18 protein-coding genes and 2 pseudogenes are annotated in these 19226 nt (G+C 65.2%); 8 read left to right on the top strand and 12 right to left on the bottom strand.

The features are described 5' to 3' along the window. Positions 1 to 173 precede the first annotated feature (173 nt). From HLA91_RS12145 to HLA91_RS12125, 5 genes are all read right to left on the bottom strand, one after another. Complete coding sequence (locus HLA91_RS12145) at positions 174 to 1916, bottom strand: HAL/PAL/TAL family ammonia-lyase (RefSeq protein WP_170274897.1); 1743 nt, start codon at positions 1914 to 1916, stop codon at positions 174 to 176. Positions 1917 to 2074: 158 nt separating this feature from the next. Further along, on the bottom strand, positions 2075 to 3271 hold the full coding sequence (locus tag HLA91_RS12140; protein ID WP_170274896.1) for a cytochrome P450: 1197 nt from the start codon (positions 3269 to 3271) through the stop codon (positions 2075 to 2077). A gap of 180 nt (positions 3272 to 3451) precedes the next feature. Then, positions 3452 to 4240 (bottom strand): IclR family transcriptional regulator, encoded by a 789-nt coding sequence (locus tag HLA91_RS12135; protein ID WP_170274895.1) that lies wholly within the window; start codon positions 4238 to 4240, stop codon positions 3452 to 3454. A 207-nt stretch (positions 4241 to 4447) separates the two neighbouring features. Further along, the gene (locus HLA91_RS12130; protein ID WP_170274894.1) at positions 4448 to 5608 is read right to left on the bottom strand and encodes an RNA-guided endonuclease InsQ/TnpB family protein; all 1161 of its coding nucleotides are present in this window, start codon (positions 5606 to 5608) and stop codon (positions 4448 to 4450) included. A gap of 212 nt (positions 5609 to 5820) precedes the next feature. Next, positions 5821 to 7428, bottom strand: coding sequence for a PucR family transcriptional regulator ligand-binding domain-containing protein (locus HLA91_RS12125; RefSeq protein ID WP_170274893.1), 1608 nt, complete (start codon positions 7426 to 7428; stop codon positions 5821 to 5823). A 199-nt stretch (positions 7429 to 7627) separates the two neighbouring features. On the opposite strand from HLA91_RS12125, the gene HLA91_RS12120 reads away from it, so the two are divergent. Together HLA91_RS12120 and HLA91_RS12115 are read left to right on the top strand one after the other, a co-directional pair. Next, a complete protein-coding gene (locus HLA91_RS12120; protein ID WP_170274892.1) occupies positions 7628 to 9121 on the top strand; it encodes a CoA-acylating methylmalonate-semialdehyde dehydrogenase in 1494 nt (497 codons plus the stop codon). A 44-nt stretch (positions 9122 to 9165) separates the two neighbouring features. Beyond that, complete coding sequence (locus tag HLA91_RS12115; RefSeq protein WP_170274891.1) at positions 9166 to 10575, top strand: aspartate aminotransferase family protein; 1410 nt, start codon at positions 9166 to 9168, stop codon at positions 10573 to 10575. 415 nt (positions 10576 to 10990) lie between these two features. Here the strand turns inward: HLA91_RS12115 and HLA91_RS12110 are convergent, their stop codons facing one another. From HLA91_RS12110 to HLA91_RS12085, 6 genes are read right to left on the bottom strand one after another with little or no spacing between them, the layout of a single operon-like run. Beyond that, entirely contained in the window at positions 10991 to 12235 is a 1245-nt protein-coding gene (locus HLA91_RS12110; protein WP_170274890.1) for a sensor histidine kinase, read from the bottom strand. Beyond that, complete coding sequence (locus HLA91_RS12105; RefSeq protein WP_170274889.1) at positions 12235 to 12921, bottom strand: response regulator transcription factor; 687 nt, start codon at positions 12919 to 12921, stop codon at positions 12235 to 12237. Before HLA91_RS12105 ends, HLA91_RS12110 begins: the two co-directional genes overlap by 1 nt. A 34-nt stretch (positions 12922 to 12955) precedes the next feature. Continuing rightward, positions 12956 to 14155 carry an ABC transporter permease gene (locus HLA91_RS12100; protein ID WP_170274888.1) on the bottom strand — a complete coding sequence of 400 codons (1200 nt, stop codon included), beginning with the start codon at positions 14153 to 14155 and terminating at the stop codon, positions 12956 to 12958. Continuing rightward, the gene (locus HLA91_RS12095) at positions 14152 to 14859 is read right to left on the bottom strand and encodes an ABC transporter ATP-binding protein (RefSeq protein WP_170274887.1); all 708 of its coding nucleotides are present in this window, start codon (positions 14857 to 14859) and stop codon (positions 14152 to 14154) included. The genes HLA91_RS12100 and HLA91_RS12095 overlap by 4 nt, the downstream gene beginning before the upstream one ends. Continuing rightward, on the bottom strand, positions 14859 to 15917 hold the full coding sequence (locus HLA91_RS12090; protein WP_170274886.1) for a peptidoglycan-binding protein: 1059 nt from the start codon (positions 15915 to 15917) through the stop codon (positions 14859 to 14861). The genes HLA91_RS12095 and HLA91_RS12090 overlap by 1 nt, the downstream gene beginning before the upstream one ends. Continuing rightward, positions 15914 to 16264 (bottom strand): hypothetical protein, encoded by a 351-nt coding sequence (locus HLA91_RS12085; RefSeq protein ID WP_170274885.1) that lies wholly within the window; start codon positions 16262 to 16264, stop codon positions 15914 to 15916. The genes HLA91_RS12090 and HLA91_RS12085 overlap by 4 nt, the downstream gene beginning before the upstream one ends. 278 nt (positions 16265 to 16542) lie before the next feature. Between HLA91_RS12085 and HLA91_RS12080 the strand changes: the two genes are divergently transcribed. The 6 genes and pseudogenes from HLA91_RS12080 to HLA91_RS12060 all read left to right on the top strand — a co-directional run. Next, entirely contained in the window at positions 16543 to 17175 is a 633-nt protein-coding gene (locus HLA91_RS12080; RefSeq protein ID WP_170274884.1) for a hypothetical protein, read from the top strand. Further along, positions 17084 to 17845 carry an aquaporin Z gene (gene aqpZ / locus HLA91_RS12075; protein WP_239557107.1) on the top strand — a complete coding sequence of 254 codons (762 nt, stop codon included), beginning with the start codon at positions 17084 to 17086 and terminating at the stop codon, positions 17843 to 17845. The genes HLA91_RS12080 and aqpZ overlap by 92 nt, the downstream gene beginning before the upstream one ends. Positions 17846 to 17949: 104 nt before the next feature. Further along, positions 17950 to 18318, top strand: coding sequence for a hypothetical protein (locus HLA91_RS14295; protein WP_102162225.1), 369 nt, complete (start codon positions 17950 to 17952; stop codon positions 18316 to 18318). A gap of 170 nt (positions 18319 to 18488) precedes the next feature. Then, positions 18489 to 18707 (top strand): DMT family transporter, encoded by a 219-nt coding sequence (locus tag HLA91_RS13695; RefSeq protein ID WP_204514236.1) that lies wholly within the window; start codon positions 18489 to 18491, stop codon positions 18705 to 18707. Then, positions 18668 to 18964, top strand: coding sequence for a hypothetical protein (locus tag HLA91_RS13690; protein ID WP_212754366.1), 297 nt, complete (start codon positions 18668 to 18670; stop codon positions 18962 to 18964). The genes HLA91_RS13695 and HLA91_RS13690 overlap by 40 nt, the downstream gene beginning before the upstream one ends. Further along, positions 18913 to 19071 (top strand): annotated as a pseudogene (locus tag HLA91_RS12060) (transposase); the annotation flags it as partial. The gene HLA91_RS13690 and the pseudogene HLA91_RS12060, both read left to right, overlap by 52 nt. A 23-nt stretch (positions 19072 to 19094) precedes the next feature. Here HLA91_RS12060 and HLA91_RS12055 read toward each other — a convergent pair. Further along, positions 19095 to 19226 (bottom strand): annotated as a pseudogene (locus tag HLA91_RS12055) (integrase core domain-containing protein); the annotation flags it as partial.

Genomic DNA, 19226 nt, shown 5'->3' with positions numbered 1-19226 from the left:
ACTGGTGTGCGCAGCGCGGCAGGCGACAGTCCATCGTATCCGGTCACCAGGCTGGCAGCCGCGGAGTCCGCTGCCTGCTGCAGCCAGCCGAGGGATCCGCTGCCTGCTGTGGCCAGCCGAGCTGCTGCAGCCAGGAGACGGCCTGAGGGCGAGTGCCGGGCTCAGCGCAGGACTCAGCGCGCCACCTGAGCATCCGCGGCGCGCACGACAGCCCCATCCTTGACGAGAGCAGTTGCGGTGCGGACCTGCGGGTAGAGCACGACGTCCTGGGTCAGGTGGGCGATCGGGCGGCCCTGCGTGTCGGTCGTCGAGCGCAGCATGTCGATGACGCGCCGGCCGGCAGACGAGATCTCCTCGCGGGTCACGGACCGGCCGTCGGGACGCCCGGCGGCTACGCGCAGTTCGAGGGCCTGGACGGCCATGAGGAGTTCGATGCCGACGACGGCTTCGATGTTGGCCACGATCTGGCGCAGGTGACGGCCGGCGTTGTTGGCCATCGAGACGTGGTCCTCTTGGTTCGCAGACGTCGGGATCGAATCGACGGCATCCGGGTGTGCAAGGGTCTTGCAGTCGGAGACGAGGGCCGCGGCCAGATACTGCGGCAGCATGAACCCGCAGTCCATGCCGACCTGCGCGGAGTCGACGAGCATGTCGGGCAGGCCACGGTTCAGCGTCCCGTCGTCGAGGCGGAAGATCCGCCGTTCGGTGATGTTGCCGATCTCGGTGACCGCGATCGAGAGGAAATCGGCGGCGAAGGCGACGTATTCGGCGTGGAAGTTCCCGCCGGAGACGGCCTTGAGTGGGCGCGGCAGCTGCGGGAAGACGAGCGGGTTGTCGGTTGCGGCGTTGAGTTCGCGTTCGATGATCCCGATGGTGAAGTCGAGCGTGTCAGCGACCGGGCCGAACACCTGCGGCACACAGCGCAGCGAGTACGCATCCTGCGGCGGCTGCCGGTCCGGGTCGGCGGCCCGGCTGCCGGTGATGAGCTGGGAGTCGGCCATGAGCTCCCGCATCCGGGCGGCGACGGCGATCTGGCCGGGCTGCCTGCGTACAGTGTGCAGTTCGTCGATGAACGCATCACCGAAGCCCAGCAGCGCCTCGATCGTCATCGACGCCGTCACCAGCGCTGTCTCCAACAGCGTCGTCGCATCCCAGGCGGCGAGCGCGGTCTGGGCGAGGGAGAACGAGGTGCCGTTGAGAAGTGCGAGCCCGTCCTTGGCGCCGACCGGCACCCGGTCGATGCCCGCGGCGGCCATCGCCTCGGTGCCGGGCACGATCTTCCCGTCAAGCACCGCCTCACCGGAATCCTCAGGCTTATCCTCACCGGTCGGCGGGCCGGTGAGAACGAGGGCGATGTGGGCCAGCGGGATGAGATCTCCGGAAGCGCCGAGCGAACCGTATTCGGGCACCGCCGGCCACACATCGTGATTCAGCATCGCGACGAGCCCCTCGACCAGCGGCCAGGAGATCGCCGAATGACCGGCGATGAGCGACTGGATGCGGATGAGCATGGTGGCCCGGACGACCTCTTCATCGACGAGCCGGCCGATGCCGGCGGCATCAGCGAGGATGAGCCGGCGGGAGAGCTCCGCGGCATCGCTGGCACTGGGGAACGCCTGCCGGCCGGCCAGTGAGCCGAAACCGGTGTTGACCGAGTAGATCGCCTCGACGTCCTCGCCTGCCTTCATTCGGTCGATGACATCATCGAGCCAGGCGCGTGACTCCCGGCAGGCCTCCTGGGCGGCCGGGGCGAGGGTGATACGGCGGCGGTGCCGGGCGACGTCGACCATCTCGGCCAGGCTCAGATCGGATTCGCCGAGAGTGAGCACCGGGCCGTCGAACTCCTCGGTCGAGGCCGGCTGGCCGGGCAGCGGAGCAGTAGCGTGGTGCAGGTTCGAGTGCGGACGTGCGGTCATGTGCGGGTCTCCTCGCAGATCGGACGGTCAGATGGCGTGGTGCGCCGGCAGTGTGCGGGCGGCGGCGGCGACGGTGCCCAGAGGGCCCGGGGTCGCAGTGCCCAGAGGGCCTGGGGTCGCAGTGGCCGTAGGGCCTGGCGCCGCGGTGGCCGGGCGGCTTAGGCAGGTGTCGCTTTCAGCGGCACCGAGGTATAGGAGCGCAGTGTGGTGTGGATGAGCGGCTCGGGTTCGGCGGTCGGTTCGAGGTGTGCGACCCGGGCGCAGAAGGCGGAGAAGAACGCATCCATCTCCATCCGCGAGATCGGCTGGCCGACGCACTGGTGGATGCCCATGCCGAAGGTCAGGTGCCCGCTGGCATCCCGGTCGATACGGAACTCATGCGCATCAGGACCCCACTTCGACTCATCGCGGTTGGCCGAGCCGGGGAAGACGAGAACCTTCGTTTCAGCCGGCAGGTCGACTCCGCCGATCGTCGTGTTTCGGCTCGTGGTGCGGTAGAAGGACTGGAAAGGCGAGTCCCACCTGAACGCCTCGTCGATCGCGTACTTCGCCAGGCTTGGGTCGGCGTGCACGCGGGCGTACTGGTCAGGGTGCTGGGCCAGGGCATTGAGGGTGTTGGTGATTGCGAAGATCGTCGTGTCGAGCCCGGCTGAGAGCATCGCGCGCACCAGCAGCGTGGCCTCATCAGCGTCGATCGTCCCGGCGTCGGCGAACTCCCAGATCTGGGCGCCCATTCCCGAGGTGTTGAGCACCTCGCGAGCGCAGTTCTCCAGCACCCAGTCATATGTGCCCTCTGCGGCTTCGATATGGGCCCGGGCCACGTCATTCTGTGGGCCGAAGGTCGCGAAGTTCGCCGCTCCCTGGGCCGGTAGGTTCTCCGCCCGGCCCTCGCGCGGGATCCCGACCGCGTCGCCGAAGACGCGCAGCACGAACCGTTCGGCCACCTCGGCGGCGTCGAAGGCGCAGTCACCGGAGAGCACATCGTCGAGCACGGTCTTGGCATAGGTGGCGAAGCCCTTGCGCAGCGGGCGCAGCCTGCGGGGGTTGATGACCCCGGTCATGGCCTCGCGCATGCGCGTGTGGATGGGCGGGTCGACTTCGAGGATGCCCGGCTTGCGCAGCGGCGGGTTGTGGTGGATGTTGACAATCCCGACCCCGGCTCCGGAGATGTAGGTCTCCCAGTCCTCAAGGATCTCGCGCACCTCGGCGTCGCGGCCGAAGGCGTGGACCTGGTGCTTCTCCAGCCAGGCTGCCGGCCCGGCTTCGCGCAGGCGGGTGAGGAACGGGTACGGGTCGCGCAGCACCTCAGGTGAGTACGGGTCATCGGCCAGCGTGGTCGTGGTGAGGGCCGTCATCGGAACCTCCGGGAGTGAGTGCGGTCGGCGGCAGTCGGCGGCAGGCTGCCGGGTGTGTCTGCCCTCACGGTAGCCGTCGCCGAGGTGTGGCGCCCGCGCCAATCTCATGGGCTGGGAAGGTGGTGCGTTCGGTGGGCTGGGGAGGGAAGTCGGCAGGGTGGGGGGCAGGCGAGGTGCGGTTCAGGTGGAGAGTTCGGCGCCGAGTTCTGCAGCTGCGGAGGTGAGAACCGGCGTCAGTGACTTCACGAGGTTCGCCGGCACTCGGTCGGCTTGCCCGGCTACAGCTAGGGAGCAGATGACCTCTCCGCCGACGCGCACGGGGGCGGCCACGGCGATGGCGTTGTCGATGAGCTCGCCGTGGGAGACCGCGACCCCGCGGGCGCGGATGTCCTTGAGATCGGCAATGAGGTGCTGACGGCGGGCGAGTGCTGCGTGATCAGCGGCGGCATCAGCGCTGACAGCGCGCAGTGCGCCTTCGATGACAGCCGGCGGTGCGTAGGCGAGCAACACGCGCTGACCGGCACCGCGGTAGATCGGCAGCACCTGGTTGATGCGAAACGAGATACCAGTATCGGCGCTCGGGGAGACTTGACGCAGACACACGGCATTGTGCCCGGCGCGCACGGTGAGCACTGAGACCTTGCCGGTGCGATTCGTCAGACCCTGCAGGAAGGAGTGGCCGACTTCGATGAGCCGGGTGCGGGTGATGTCCTGGCCGGACCAGGCCGAGAGCCGCCAACCGGGAACGAAGCGGCCGTGCTGCTTTTCGATGAGGTCGAAGTCGGTGAGTGTCTTAAGGTAGCGGTACGTCGTCGACAGCGGCAGGCCGAGCTCTGCGGAGACATCCTGGGCACTGACCTCCCCGCCTTCAGCAACGTGGGTGAGCACCCGCAGCCCACGCACGAGCGCAGAGTCCGCACCGGGCTCGAAGGCGCGGGAATCTGCGACTGAGCTGTCTGTCGAGTTCATAGATTCAGGGTACGCCAGCGGCAGTCGCAAGCATTCCATACTGTGTCACCGGCGGTGAACGCACCCACTATGCTTCGCGATTTCAGCACCACGATTGATCAGGAAGGCATCGGCCATCCAGTCATACCACTTGGCATCCGCCGGTCGTCACGACCGGCTTCCGGATATCGCTATCCGGATCTTTCTGCTTCACAGGCGGATGCTCGTTCACGCGTGACCGCGAACAAGTCTTCTTCCATCTCCACAGACAGTGACTGCGAGCCCCGCAGCCAGTATGTTCGTTGCGGCGTTTACGTCGCGATCGTGGTGTGTGCCGCAGGCACACGTCCACGCCCTCACATCAAGACTCTTAGGACCAGTAACTGCACCGCACTGGGAGCACAACTGCGTCGATGGGAACCACGGATCGATGACAATTAAATTCCTGTCATGCCATCGAGACTTGTATTCCAGCATGGATCGCAACGCTCCCCATGACGCATCTGACATTGCGCGGTTCAAGCCCGTCTTCCGTCTCCCTCCCTTGGCCCTCAGCTGTTGAATTGACAGGTTCTCGATCACGACCGTTTGGTTCTCGCGGACGAGTCGAGTGGTGAGCTTGTGCAAATGGTCTCGACGGCGATCAGCAATCGCAGCATAGATGCGCGCGACCTTCACTCTTGCCTTGGAAAAGTTGGCTGACCCCTTCTGCTTGCGCGCTAGGCGTCTCTGGGCCCGGATCAGGCGAGTTCGATCCCTGCGTTCATGGCGAGGATTGTCAATCTTCTCTCCGGTTGACAGTACCGCTAGAGATTCTAAGCCTAGGTCTATACCGACTGCATTGCTCTTAGCGGCTGGTGGCTCTGCGAGTGTCTCCTCTACCAGGATCGATACGAACCAACGATCAGCTCGATCACGCGACACTGTCACCGTCGACGGAACGGCGTTGGCTGGCAGCGAGCGAGACCACACAATGTCCAAAGGCTCAGCCATTTTCGCCAGTCGAAGCTGCTTGCCATCCCAGCGGAATGCTGAGGCGGTGAACTCGGCACTCGCTTTCGACCTGCGCTTGGACTTGAAACGAGGATAGGCACTTTGCCTCTTCCAGAATCGCTTGAAGCCGAATTCAAGATGACGCAGCGACTGTTGGAGAGGCACCGAAGAGACCTCGTTGAGGAACGCAAACTCGCTACTCCGCTTCCATTGAGTCAACATCGCAGAAGTATCCGCATAGCTCAGATTGCATCGGTTCGACTCCCATGCCGCTGTCCGCGCTTGTAGAGCCAGATTGAAGACGAGGCGCACGCACCCGAAAGTCCGATTGAGCAGTTCCGCTTGCTCAGGGCTCGGGTAGAAGCGGAATTTGTACGCTCGCTTCACCACCTTCATGAATCTATTATTCGGTGATATGTTCTAATAGTCAAGGGTTTTGCTGGAAATTGTTCCGATCCTTCCCTGCATCAGCTGCCACTGGTGGCTATGCCGGAGTCCGGGAGGCTTTCCGTCCGGGGTGCCGGTGGGCTCAGCGGAGCGCCTGGGAATCTCGCTTGAGGCAAGACGGTTACCGCATGCGGAGGACGCGCTACCGGGGGAGTTGCTCCCTAGTTCTGTGAGCGCCACCACAGCAGCGCCATCAGCAGCGCGGCGCGGGATTCGGCATCTTCGAGTGAGACGCCGAGTCGCTTCTCCAGGCGCCGAGCGCGGTCATAGACGACCGGGCGGCTGATGCCCAGCTTGGTTGCCACTTCAGTCTTGTTCCCAGCAGCCAGCACATAGGTCTGGAGGAAGTCGAGCGCCGCATGGTCAGGCGCCGAAGACGCGTCTGCGCCGGTGCCGAGCAGCGGTGCCAGCTCGCTTTCGGCGAAGACGCGCATCCGCGCATCATCGGCCAGGCCGGCGATGAGGCCATTGAGCCGCAGATCGGCGAACCGGTAGAAGGGCCGCTCGCGCACCGACATCCCTGCGGCGATCCGGGCAGTCTCGACCGCTGTCTCCAGATCCCTGCCCGCGGCGAGGACTCCGTCGCGTGGTGGGCCCGCTCCGATCGTGATCGACCGGTTCAGATTGACTGACAGGGTACGGCTGAGTTCGGTGAGGGGCGCATCCACTGCGTCGGTGGGGAAGCCCACCAGGGCGACGACGGTGCCGTAGCGCCATGTGCCGGTCAGGGCGGAGAGGCCCAGGCTTCGGCTGACGGCGATGAGCTCGCTTCGAACGCGGCGCTCTTCGAGTTGGTAGTCGGAGAGATCGACTCCAGCGGCATCCGAAACGTCGGCCGTGTGCAGTGCCACAGCGGTGTATGCCGCCGATCGGCTCATTCCGTATCGCTGCGATCGCAGCGCAGCGACCTGGTCTGTCATCTGCGTGTGTGTCGAAAGCTCGCCGAGGAAGCGGTCGGTGGCGTTGAGCAGCAGGTCCCGCTGATGCTGGGTCGCCATCCGCACGAGGGTGATGGCCTGACCGGCGCGCTCGAGCACCTCGGCGGCGTAGCGGTCGGTCGGGTCTGCGAAAGGGGCGGCGAGCCTGCCCCACCGGTTCTGCTTCATCCCGACGGGCACCGCCCGGCCGCTGTGCAGCGGCCACTCGTCGAAGAGCTCGTCCTCGGTCATGTCACACAGTTCGAAACTCAGGATGCGATGGGCGGCGTCTTCGAGGACGACCGGGGTGTTGAGCAGGTCGCTGGTCGTCTCGACGATCTTCGCCTCGTCCGCCCCGCCGATGCTGAGCTCGGTGAACACCTCATGCACTTCCCGCGTGCGTTCGATCCACTCCAGATGTTCGGCGATGAGCAGGCGGTGGGCTGCCTGGGTGATGCGGGCGAACCGGACCCGTTCTGTCAGCGCGATGACGGGGATCTGGAGGCCGACACTCGCTGCGCGCAGCACCTCGAGGGACGACGCGTCCGGTTCATCGTCCTCCGTGACGATTTCGACTGCGAACGCCGCGGCGCCGGCTTTCTCCAGACGCAGGAGGAACGCGCGCGTGCGATCGACGTTGAGCCGGAACGCCGGTCCGCTCGACAGCAGGAACTCCCCGCCTTCCAGCAGGGAGGCGACGTCCTCGGTCTCAGCGATGTGGACCCATCGCACTGCCGCGTCAAGCCGGTTCTCACCGGAGAGGACGGTCAGCTGCGTCTGCTCAAGCTCGGGCACCGAGAGCACCGTGCGGACGGTGACGCCCTCCCGGCCCGTCCCGATCTGCGGGCTCACCTCAGGCTCTGCTGACAGGACGGATGAGCGCGCATGCCCTCAGTTTACAGTCTGTCATGATTCCGTGTGCCAGGTTGACAGGCCGTCCAGTGTGCGCGGCGGCCGTGCGCGTGATACTGGCCTCGGGCATTGTGGGGTCGATCACGCCGGTGTCGTCGGTTCGCAGCACCCCGCATCTTCACATCAGGGAGAGGTTTCGATGGAGACTCTGGCACATTGGATCAACGGCAGCGCGGTGACCGAAGGCGACAGTGCGCGCACCGCTGACATCGTCAACCCGGCAACGGGCGTCGTCTCAGGCCGCGTGCCCCTGGCTGACACCGAGCGGACGCAGCAGGCGATCGCCGCCGCCAGTGACGCGTTCCCTGCGTGGCGGGACACCTCGCTGTCGAAGCGAACCGCAGTGCTGTTCGCCTTCCGGGAGCTGCTCAACGCGCGCAAGGAGGAGCTCGCTGAGATCATCACCGCCGAACAGGGCAAGGTGCTCGCCGACGCGCTCGGTGAGATCAGCCGCGGCCAGGAGGTCGTCGAGTTCGCCTGCGGCATGCCGCACCTGCTCAAAGGCGGTCACACGGAGAACGCCTCGGCTGCCGTCGATGTGCACTCGGTGCGCCAGCCGGTCGGCGTGTCTGCGATCATCTCGCCGTTCAACTTCCCCGCCATGGTGCCGATGTGGTTCTTCCCCGTGGCCATCGCCGCCGGCAACACCGTCGTCCTCAAGCCCTCGGAGAAGGATCCCTCGGCTGCGAACTGGATGGCCGAACTGTGGAAGGAAGCAGGACTGCCCGACGGCGTCTTCAACGTCGTGCACGGCGGCAAGGAATCGGTCGACACGCTCCTCAGCGATGAGCGCGTAGCGTCCGTGTCGTTCGTCGGTTCGACTCCGATCGCCAAGTACGTCTACGAGACTGCGACCTCCCACGGCAAGCGCGTGCAGGCGCTCGGGGGCGCGAAGAACCATATGCTCGTGCTGCCTGATGCTGACCTCGACATCACCGCCGACGCCGCAGTCAACGCCGGGTACGGCGCAGCCGGCGAACGGTGTATGGCGATCTCGGTCGTCGTGGCAGTCGAGGACATCGCCGATGAGCTCGTCGCCAAGATTGCTGAGCGAACCCGCTCCTTGAAGGTCGGCGACGGCACCCGGGGCACCGATATGGGCCCGCTGGTCACCGTCGAGCACCGCAACACGGTCGCCGGCTACATCGACGCCGGTGTGGAGGCTGGAGCAACGCTCGTCATCGACGGGCGCGAAGGAGACGTCGATGCCGACTCCGTCGATGCCTTCCTCAACCCGACGCTGTTCGACAACGTCTCACCGGATATGTCGATCTATCAGGACGAGATCTTCGGGCCCGTCCTCAGCGTCGTGCGCGTGAAGTCCTACGATGAGGGCCTGGCCCTCATCAACGACAACAAGTACGGCAACGGCACCGCCATCTTCACAAACAACGGCGGGGCGGCCCGCCGATTCGAGAATGAGGTCCAGGTCGGAATGGTCGGCGTGAATGTGCCGATCCCGGTGCCGATGGCCTACTACAGCTTCGGCGGCTGGAAGAGTTCCCTGTTCGGCGACACCCACGCACACGGAGCTGGGGGCGTGCACTTCTTCACCCGCGGCAAGGTCATCACCAAGCGCTGGCAGGACCCCAGCCAGCTCGGCATCAACCTGGGATTCCCGACCAACGGCTGATCACCGCACCGGACACGCAGCCAGCAGCTTCAAAGGAGAAAACCATGACAGACCGGAATGTCACCGCCAGCGACCAGAGGCAGGAGGCGGGCAGCCGTCCGTACACCCAGGACGATCTGGACCGGGCCCGGCGCGGCAAGGAACTCGACCGCAAGCACGTCTTCCATTCGTGGTCCGCCCAGGACACGATCGACCCGATGGCAGTCGCAGCCGCCCAGGGATCTCGGCTGTGGGACGCCGATGGCAACGAGTACATCGACTTCTCCTCGCAGCTGGTTAACACCAACATCGGCCACCAGCATCCGACGGTCGTCAAGGCGATCCAGGATCAGGCAGCCCGCCTGTGCACGATCGCACCCTCGCACGCGAACGAAGCCCGCTCCGAGGCTGCCCGGCTCATCAGCGAATTGGCGCCCGAGGGTCTCAACAGCGTGTTCTTCACCAACGGCGGTGCTGACGCGAACGAGCATGCTGTGCGCATGGCCCGCCTGCACACCGGCCGTCAGAAGGTGCTCACCGCCTACCGCAGCTTCCACGGCGGCACCACACTGGCGGTCAACCTCACCGGTGACCCGCGTCGCTTCGCCAACGACACCCCTGGTGCAGGCGTCGTGCACTTCATGCCGGCCTACACCTACCGTTCGTACTTCGGCTCAGCCGACGAGACCGAAGAGACCGAACGCGCCCTGCGCCACCTCGAAGACATGATCGTGCTCGAAGGGCCCCAGAACATCGCCGCCGTCATGCTCGAGTCGATTCCCGGCACCGCCGGCATCTACACCCCGCCGCCGGGATACCTCGCAGGCGTCCGGGAGCTGACCCGCAAGTACGGGATCATGTACATCGCCGACGAGGTGATGGCCGGATTCGGCCGCGCCGGTGAGTGGTTCGCCATCGACCACTGGGGTGTGACACCCGATCTCATCACCTTCGCCAAGGGCGTGAACTCAGGATACGTACCCTTAGGCGGTGTCATCATCTCCGACGAGATCCGTCAGACATTCGCTGAGCGCGCATACCCCGGCGGGCTCACCTACTCCGGACACCCGCTGGCCACAGCAGCAGCGGTCGCCACCATCAACGCCATGCGCGATGAAGCGATGGTCGAGAACGCTAAGCGGCTCGGAGCAGAAGTCATCGGCCCGTACCTGGAGAAGATCGAAGCCAACCACCCGTCTGTCGGCGAGGTGCGCGGCATGGGATGCTTCTGGGCCATCGAGCTGGTGGCCAACGCCGAGACGCGTGAACCGCTGGCCCCCTACGGCGGCTCATCGGAGGCGATGGACCGCGTGAGCGCGGAGATCAAGAAGAACGGCGTCCTGCCGTTCACCAACTTCAACCGCATCCACGTCGTCCCACCGCTCAACACCCCCGATGACGAGGTGCTCGAGGGCCTGAACGTCATCGACCGCGCCCTCGACATCGCAGACGACTACGTCGAGCGGGTTCATTGAGATCTCGCGGCAGTCTGTGCGTGACTGGGATATGAGCGATAGACATGAGTCGATGGCCGCAGTCTCCAGCCGCTGGCTGGTGACGGCGGCAGCTCATGCTGGGTCATACGCGCGGCCACGCTCACAGCGCAAGCGCTGCTCACACGCTGCCCGCACGCGGCACCGGGACTGCGCCGACACCGCTGCGGAAGCTGCCTGCGGCAGCTGCGGCACTGGGCGTGCGGCAGGTGTGGCTCACGGACGAATCGACACGGACCAACACGTTGTCGTTCAAGACCCTCGTCGCCTCGTTGACGACCGGCCGGGTGCTCACCGACTGGCTCGGGTGCATGGCCGGCCGGCGAGGATCTTCGTGCCCGCGGCACGACAGGTGTCGAAGCGATCAGCGGAGAATGCAGACAGAGTCTCCGCTTGCTCACTCACGGGCTGAGGATAAACCTCCAGCTTTCGGATCTGCAGCCCCTGCCTGCGCTGTGGCTGCAGCTGGATTGGCCTCAGCACGAGGCAGAGTGACGGTCACGATCAGCCCGCCGCCGGGACGGGCAGCGAGATCGAGTCTGCCGTGTGAGCGATCGACGATCGCTGCGACGATCGCCAGCCCCAACCCTCGGCTGTTTCCAGCCGCTCTCCCCTGCCCAGTGCGAAACGGCTCGGTCAGACCGGCGACCACCTTGGGGTCGAGGCGTCGGCCGGAGCTCTCAATCAGCAGCTGCGCTTCTGCTGCTCCCTCAGCAGCCGGCACCATGGCAGTGCACACCCTGATGAGACCGTCGTCACAGTTGTGTCGGACCGCATTCTCAACCAGGTTCTGCACCATCTGGATGAGCAGCCGCCCCTCACCCTGTGCAACGGCTGGAGCCAAACGGCGTTCGACGCTGAGCCCCCGTGCAGAGGCAGCGGGGACATACTGGTCGATAACTTCGCTGGCGATCTCATCGAGCTCGACCGCAGTTGTCTGTTCCTCGCCGGCTTCGATTTCGGCGAGATCCAGCAGTGACTCGACGGTGCGTGTGCTGCGCGCGTTGAGGTGCGCCAGACGTTCGAGCACCTCCCGATTGACTGGATCCGGCTTAGCCAGCTCAACGTCGATGATCGTCTTCGTCGCTGCCAGCGGAGTGCGCAGCTCATGCGAGGCGTTGGCCGCGAATCTGCGCTGTGAGGCGTTGTAACGTTCGATGCTGTCGAGCATCGCATCGAAGGTCTGTGCCAGGTTCACGATCTCATCGCGCGGCCCGCTGAGACCGATCCGGTGGTCCAAGCGCCCGCTGGCTGCAATCCGGGCGGCCTCGTTGATGCGTGCGAGGGGACGCAGCATCCGCCCGGCGAGCCACCATGCGGCCACAGAACTCAGCGCAGAGAGTGCTGTGAGCACCACTGCAGAGACGGTGATGAGCAGTGTGATGAGATCTTCTCGGCTCTGCACCTCGACCGCAAAGCTGCCGCCTTCCGGGTGGTCGGGAACGATGATCACCGACTCCCCGTCGTCATGAGCGGCAACCGGTCCGAAGGAGTATTCGGGGCCGAACCCCAGATAGGCCACAAGCACCGTCAGCAACACGACACCGCAGATGATGACGAGCACCGCATAGGAGAACGCCAACCGGGTACGGGCACTGAACCGGTGGTGGCGAGGCAACCGGCCGCTCTGTTTGGTGGCCATCATGTACCTGCCGTCTCGTCTGGAACGTCCGGATCGACCGTATAGCCGGCACCCGGTACGGTCCTGATCATCCAGGGGTCGCCAAGCCTGCGGCGCAGGGCGCTGATCGTGACCTTCACCGATTGTGTGAAGGGATTGGCGTTCTCGTCCCAGGCCTCGGTCAGCAGCTGTTCAGCGCTCACCACCCGGCCGGGCTCGCGCATGAGCGATTCCAGGACCGCGAACTGCTTGGGGGTCAGCCGGATCTGCCGGCCGTTTCGGGTCACCTCGTGCCGGAACGGGTCGAGCGTCACGCCGCCTGCGTGGTATCGGGTGGGGCGGGGTGTGAAGCGCCGGCGGCCCAGCGCCCGTACGCGCGCGACCAGCTCGACGAATTCGAACGGCTTGGCCAGATAGTCATCCGCGCCCAAGGACAGCCCCTCGACCTTCTCCTGCACCTGGCCAGCAGCCGTGACCATGAGTATCGCCGGTCGATCAGCTGCCTGGTCGAGCCTGCGGCACACTTCGTCGCCATGGACTCCAGGGATATCCCGGTCGAGCAGCATCACATCGTACTCGGCAGCCTCGACTGCAGCCAGCGCCTCATGTCCATCCGAAACAACATCGGCGAAGATCAACGACAGTGCGAGGCCTTCGCGGATGGCCTCGGCCATATACTCCTGGTCTTCAACGATCAATACCCGCATGGTCGCCTCCGAGTGGTGGGTGCGTTGGACAGCATCATGTGTTCAGTGCCGCTGTCGGCGAAGTGTTGGCTGCCCTGATTGCCGGCACCACACCAGCGACGGCGCCGACGATGAGGGTGATGGTGACGGCGAGCAGCGGGACGATGAGTGGAACCGTCGGTGTCCAGCCATTGATGATCGATACGATGATTGTGCACATGACGCCGAGCACGGTTCCGGCCAGGCCGCCGTAAGTCGCCAACAGCACCGATTCAACCATGAACTGCTTGCGGATGTGCGCCCGGGTGGCGCCCAGTGCCCTGCGCAGGCCGATCTCCCGCCTCCGCTCCATCACGGTGATTACCATGATGTTCGCTACGCCGAGGCCGCCGACGAGCAGCGCAATCGACCCGACGCCGACGAGCAGGCCGGTGAACACGGTGTCGATGGCGTTCTGCGCAGCGAGGGTGTCAGACGGCCGGCTGACGCTGACCTCATTGGGTCGCTGCGCGTTCAGCGTCGAAGGAATGAGCTCGCGCACCTGAGGGACGGAGTCCTCCGCTGAACGTTCGAAAAGGGTCGTCGGTGAGCCCGAGAACCCCAGCTGCTGTCGAGCTTGGGCTCCACCGACGAGCACAGATGTGTTGAGCTCCGGGGCCAAGGCCGAGGGCTCGAGAATCCCAAGTACCGCATAGCCGACACCGTCGACAGTGATGTGCGATCCGGGTGCAGCGATCCCGAGGCGTTTGGCTGCGGTGGCACCGAGCACAGTGGTGGGGTACTGGGCGGTGGCGCGGTTGAACCAGGTCCCGTTCCGAAGCTGAGCCGAGGTGACCCTGAGCAGCTGTTCATCTGCCGCAGCGACCGTCAGCCCGTTCGTCTGGCGGGGGTCGATGTGGGTGTTGCGGTATGCCTGCGCGCCTTCCAGCTCGGCGATCCAACTGACCTGTTCGACGCCGTTGATGCGCCGCAGGCGCTCTGCAGAGTCGGCAGGCAGTGAGGCCTTACGGCCGCTGAAGGACTCTCCGGGGGATACAGTCAGCATATTGGTGCCAAGCGCTGCCAGCTGCTCCTGCACTTTGGCCTGGCTCGACAGAGAGAGTCCGATGACTGAGATCATTGCAGCGATGCCGATGGCGATTCCTAAGGCGGAGAGAGTCGCACGGGCTGGATGGGCGCGGACACCGTGCCAGCCCAGGCGCATCAGATCGATGCCGCGCAGGCGCGAGGTGTGTATGGCGGTGGGAGCGCTCATTTCGTATCACTTTCGTGCAGCACAGGGCCGGTATCGAATTCGACAGCACCGTCGCGGATCGCGATCTGGCGTGGGAACCGTGCAGCGACTTCCCTGTCATGGGTGATCACCAGCACGGTGGTGCCGGCCGCATTGAGGTTTTCGAGGATGTCCATGACCTGGGCGCCTGAGCGTGTGTCCAGAGCACCGGTCGGTTCGTCTGCCAGCAGCAGCGGTGGGTGACCGACAACCGCACGTGCAATCGCCACCCGCTGCCGCTGCCCGCCTGAGAGCTGTTTCGGGATGTGCCCGGCGCTCTGGGACAAACCGACGCGCGCCAGGGCCTCATTCGCGCGTTCTCGCCGTTCGTGCACGGCAGTCCCGCGGTACAGCAGACCGGATGCGACGTTGTCGACTGCGGTCTGCGACTCGTCCAGGTGATACTGCTGGAAGACGAATCCGATGAGGTGCGCCCGCAGCGCCGACAGCTGGGCGTCACTGGCATCTGAGACGCGGTGACCTGCGAGCAGCACCTCTCCACTCGTGGCCCGGTCGAGCGTGCCGATGAGGTTGAGCAGCGTCGTCTTGCCCGAACCGCTCGGCCCAATGATGGCGACGCGCTCGCCTGCGTGGACGTCGAAGCTCACCGAATCAAGCGCCGTCGTCGGAGGAGACCCGTAGCGGCGTGAGACGTTCTGTACGGACAGAAGCGGATCCGGAGGCATTATTCCCCCACCGCCACCTGGTCGCCGGCTGCCAGTTCGCCACCGGTGATCTCTACCATGTCATCGGCGAACCTTCCCAGTTCCACCGGAACTCGCTCAACAGCATCGTCTTTGACCACTTCGAGGGTGAATCCTCCGCCGGGCTCGGCGAGAAGGGCACGCACCGGAACCGCAAGTACATTCTCGGCAACGGTTCGCGAAGCCAGCACACTGACGGGAACGTTCGCATAGGAGTCGGCAGAGGGCGGATCCTTAAGCGCCACCCGCACTGGAACCTTGACGCTCTTCTCTCCCGAGCTGTCCGCCTTCTCAACCGCAGGTTCGACCTTCTCGACGACGCCTTCAGTCTGTTTGCCGTTGGGCAGACCGACTGTGACCTCTTGACCTTCCTGCAGCAGATCCAGCTGTTTGGGCTGCACCTCCGCGGTGGCGAACAGAGTTGCGTCAGTCAATTCGAGGACACTGCCGCCGGTCTGTCCGCCAGCTTCCACCAGCTGCTTGTGGACTCGCGCGTCCCGTGGCAGGAAGACCACTCGCCCACGCTCGATCTTCTGATTGCGCGGTAGGCCGACGGCCTTCTGCCACCGGCCGATCGCAGCTGCAGTTGAGCGGTCGAAGCGCTGGTTTGGCTTGCCTTTGAAGTAGCCGAGCTCGGCGAGGTTCTCCTCCAGCTGTTTGACATCGCGGCCCTTCGAAATACCCATCTCGAAGTCCCGCCACGCCGGCAGCTTACCGCGCATCGCCACGACGGGCCGGTCGTCGATGCGCATCAGCTCATCGCCTGGCCGCAGAGTGTCTCCGGGGTCCGCGACAGATGTCAAAGTGCCCGACAACCCGGTGCCGAGCTCGCGGGTCGGCCCGTAGCCGAGCGTACCTTTGACCTCGACGCGTTCTGTGAGATCGGTTGTCTCAGCGGTTTCGGTCTCGACGGCCGCAGACACAGCCGCCGGGGCCTCGTCCTGCACCCTACTAGCCATTGCGAAGCCACCTGCACCAGATGCCAGCAGGCCAGCTGCGATCAGCGAGACGATAACAGCGCGACGTTTGCGCGCGGTCACTGCTCCACACCTGCGCCGGCCTGAAGGCCAGCCTCAGCTGAGCACTGCTCGACGTCCTCCGGGTCAGCGTCAGGCACACCGCTGATGACCGGCCCGTCACCCGAGCCGAAGTCCGGATCCGGCGCATCGTAGCCGGCTTCGCGCATGCACTTGGCGAATCTCAGCAGCTGGGCCTCGAGCTCATCGTCGCTGATGGCTTCCGCGTCCTGCGGCGGCGGGCCGAGTTTCTCTTCACAGGCTTGCAGAGCCCTGTCGAAGTCGCCGCTGTCTTCGCTACCTCCGAAGGAACCATCGGCGTTGACGGGAATGCCGCCGCCTTCGGCGAGTTCGATTCCCTCATCGCTCATGCAGCCGGTGAAGTCATGTTGCCACTGTTCAACGGTCGATGCACTGTCAGCGCCGCCCCCAGTGTCCTCATCCATCTCCTGGCTGGCGCCTCCGCATGCGCTGAGGATAAGCACAGCACCGCACAGCGCCGCCGAAACCTGAACCACACGGGGTGTCACGATCTTACGCATCTCATCGCCTCCATCAATTGCGTCTGCTGTCGACAGCCTTCATGCCGACGTCCCGAATAGCGGGACATGACCCAGTCTTGAACACTCGTGGTTGCCAGAAGGTAAAAATGGGACTGCTGAAGGTGTGGCTGGTCATGGCGCTCGTGCTGCTGCCGAATCTGGTGAACTCGGAAATGGCGGTCTCCGGTGCGAACCACGAGCAGACCCCCACGCCGCCGATCACTGTGATGGTCGATGCCACGGGTGGCACGAGCTTCATCTCCAGTGTTTCGTCGTCGGCGATCTGGCCCCCACCTGTCGCCGTGCTGGGTGAACAACCAGACGGTACCGGCGCAGACACCGCCCGCCAGCTGGCTGCCACCGCCGTGCGCAAACGGTTCCGGTTCGGGATGGGCTTCGAGCTTGCGACTGCGAGCCCGCAGCCGGTCATGAAGCCCACCTGGGTCATCGACGTCACCGGCAGGGACATCGAGGCAACGGTGCTTGCCGACGGCTTCGACAGCTCGTACTGGGTGATGAGCGCTGTCAAGCTCTCAGCCTGGGGAGCCGGCGCAACTGCGCCGGTCGATGCAGTATCCTGGAATCCAGGTGCTGGCGTGGTTGCCTGGTGTATGGCGCGAAAGGCCGATGATGAAAGCTCCAACTCTGATGTCAAAGATCTTCGCCGAATTCCTCGGCACATTCGTTCTCGTCTTCGGCGGCTGCGGCTCAGCGGTCTTCGCCGCGTCCGTAGTCGGTGATGACAACATCAATATGGGCATCGGCTTCCTCGGTGTCGCCCTTGCCTTCGGTCTGACAGTCGTTGTCATGGCCTACGCTGTCGGCCACATCTCCGGCGGCCACTTCAATCCGGCCGTCACCCTTGGTGCGGTGCTGGCCGGCCGGCTGCCGTGGCGCGATGCTGCGCCGTACTGGTTCACTCAGCTCATCGCCGGAATCGCCGCAGGCGGGGTGTTGCTGCTCATCGCCTCGGGCAAGCCGGGATTCTCCATCGCTCAAGACGGTTTCGCCACGAACGGCTACGGTGACCTGTCGCCGAACGGATACTCTCTGATGGCCGTGTTCATCTGCGAGTTCGTACTCACCGCCATCTTCCTCTACGTCATCCTCGGCGCCACCGACAGCCGCGCAGTCCCAGGGCTCGCCCCACTGGCCATCGGCCTGAGCCTCACCCTCATCCACCTCGTCTCGATCCCGGTATCGAACACCTCCGTCAACCCGGCTCGCTCGCTCGGCGTGGCACTCTTCGCAGGCGGCGAGCCGCTGAGTCAGGTATGGCTGTTCTTCCTCGCCCCGCTCGCCGGAGCCGCATTCGCCGGGCTCACCTACGGACTGCTGTTCGCCAACCGATCCGAGATCCTCGAAGAGCGCGCCTCCAGGCCCGCCGACCTCACACGGGAGAACCTCTGAACCCGCCACCCGCTCCACCACCCCGTCCACCCGCCCGAGCAGGACGGTACACATCGGCCGCCCCAGCTGGACTCGCGACCCCCGCACCCCCGACGCAGCCGAGGATGACGCTGTGGTTCCCGGCCGGCATCGCGGTGCTGGCCTGGTCGTTCCTGGCGCTTGCCGGCGGCCTGGCAACCGTGGGCTACCTCGGCCTCGGTGTCACGATGACCCATACGCTCGACGGCGTCTTCGGACCCGAACCGGAATACCGGTTCAACTGGATCATTCTGTGGACGGCGCTCATCGGCCAGCTGCTCGGTTTCGTGATCGCGCTCGCCGTCGCACTGTTCGGATTGCGGCAGCACCGCCGGGGCCGTCGGTTCGCCACCGCTGCGATGGTGCTCGGCTTCGTCGCCACTGCGATCTTCCTGCTCATCGGTGTGCTCCAGCTGCCGCTGTATCCGATCCTGTTCGACGCCCTCGCCTTGTGAGCACCGCGCCCGGACGTGCTGGAGCCGCGGTGTCCGGGAACCTGCTCACCGCGCCCGAGGTGTGCCCGAGTACCCGCTTCCGGGCACCTAAGCAGCGCCGGCGACCGAGAGGATCCCGCCATGTCTGAGACGACACCACCGCGGACAGCCCCGACCGGTTTCCTGCAGCCGTGAGCAGACGTCAGGCCGCCGTGCCGGCAGCAGCACCGTCGACGGTGCTGCCGTGGACGAGGGCAGTCGCGGCGATGCTCGCCGTGCAGATCTCCAACGCACTGTCCGTACCGGTCATCGCCCAGGTGGATCCGGCCGGCACGGCGTCGCCTCGGATGAGCTTCGGCATCGTGTTCCTGTGGCTCATCGCTCGCCCCGCCCTGCACTGCGCAGCCTGAGGCTGCGCCACCTGCCGGCCCTGCTCGTCCTCGGCATCGTCACCGGCTTCATGACGACGTTCTTCCTCGCCGCTATGGCACGCATCCCGCTCGGCACCGCCGTCGCCATCGAGTTCCTCGGCTCGCTCACGGTCGCCGGCCTCACGGGACTGCTGAAGGTTTGGTTGACTTCACGACTGGATAAATTCCAGGAAGGTGAGAGGTCATGCCCAAGATCTACACCGATGAGTTCAAGCAATCAGCGCTCGAGCTCGTAGGCGACGGAATGACCCAGAAGCAGGTCTGTGCTGACCTCGGGATCTCGAAATCAGCCCTGCAAGCCTGGGTCCGTGACTCCCGCCTGCGCGAGCACGGCCTCGAGCCCTTGAACCGTCCTGGGTTTAGTTCCTAGATGTAGTTCCCCGTGAGGTTGTGAACGCGGTCGGCTGGGGTGAGGCCTCCGATAGCGGTGTGGGCTCGATGCTGATTGTAGTCGTGGAGGAACGTCTCGTAGGCGGCTTCCCGCTCGGCTTCACTGGA

The sequence above is a fragment of the Brevibacterium luteolum genome (assembly GCF_013004595.1).
Lineage (GTDB): Bacteria > Actinomycetota > Actinomycetes > Actinomycetales > Brevibacteriaceae > Brevibacterium > Brevibacterium luteolum.
Note: the sequence above shows the minus strand (reverse complement) of the source record. Positions and strands in the feature narration are given on the sequence as shown.

Bases quoted from the DNA above. Each gene is read 5' to 3' on its own strand.
- HLA91_RS12145 (WP_170274897.1), bottom strand. From the start codon at position 1,916: ATGACCGCACGTCCGCACTCGAACCTGCACCACGCTACTGCTCCGCTG.
- HLA91_RS12140 (WP_170274896.1), bottom strand. From the start codon at position 3,271: ATGACGGCCCTCACCACGACCACGCTGGCCGATGACCCGTACTCACCT.
- HLA91_RS12135 (WP_170274895.1), bottom strand. From the start codon at position 4,240: ATGAACTCGACAGACAGCTCAGTCGCAGATTCCCGCGCCTTCGAGCCC.
- HLA91_RS12130 (WP_170274894.1), bottom strand. From the start codon at position 5,608: ATGAAGGTGGTGAAGCGAGCGTACAAATTCCGCTTCTACCCGAGCCCT.
- HLA91_RS12120 (WP_170274892.1), top strand. From the start codon at position 7,628: ATGGAGACTCTGGCACATTGGATCAACGGCAGCGCGGTGACCGAAGGC.
- HLA91_RS12115 (WP_170274891.1), top strand. From the start codon at position 9,166: ATGACAGACCGGAATGTCACCGCCAGCGACCAGAGGCAGGAGGCGGGC.
- HLA91_RS12110 (WP_170274890.1), bottom strand. From the start codon at position 12,235: ATGGCCACCAAACAGAGCGGCCGGTTGCCTCGCCACCACCGGTTCAGT.
- HLA91_RS12105 (WP_170274889.1), bottom strand. From the start codon at position 12,921: ATGCGGGTATTGATCGTTGAAGACCAGGAGTATATGGCCGAGGCCATC.
- HLA91_RS12100 (WP_170274888.1), bottom strand. From the start codon at position 14,155: ATGAGCGCTCCCACCGCCATACACACCTCGCGCCTGCGCGGCATCGAT.
- HLA91_RS12095 (WP_170274887.1), bottom strand. From the start codon at position 14,859: ATGCCTCCGGATCCGCTTCTGTCCGTACAGAACGTCTCACGCCGCTAC.
- HLA91_RS12085 (WP_170274885.1), bottom strand. From the start codon at position 16,264: ATGAGCGATGAGGGAATCGAACTCGCCGAAGGCGGCGGCATTCCCGTC.
- HLA91_RS12080 (WP_170274884.1), top strand. From the start codon at position 16,543: ATGGGACTGCTGAAGGTGTGGCTGGTCATGGCGCTCGTGCTGCTGCCG.
- aqpZ (WP_239557107.1), top strand. From the start codon at position 17,084: ATGTCAAAGATCTTCGCCGAATTCCTCGGCACATTCGTTCTCGTCTTC.
- HLA91_RS14295 (WP_102162225.1), top strand. From the start codon at position 17,950: ATGACGCTGTGGTTCCCGGCCGGCATCGCGGTGCTGGCCTGGTCGTTC.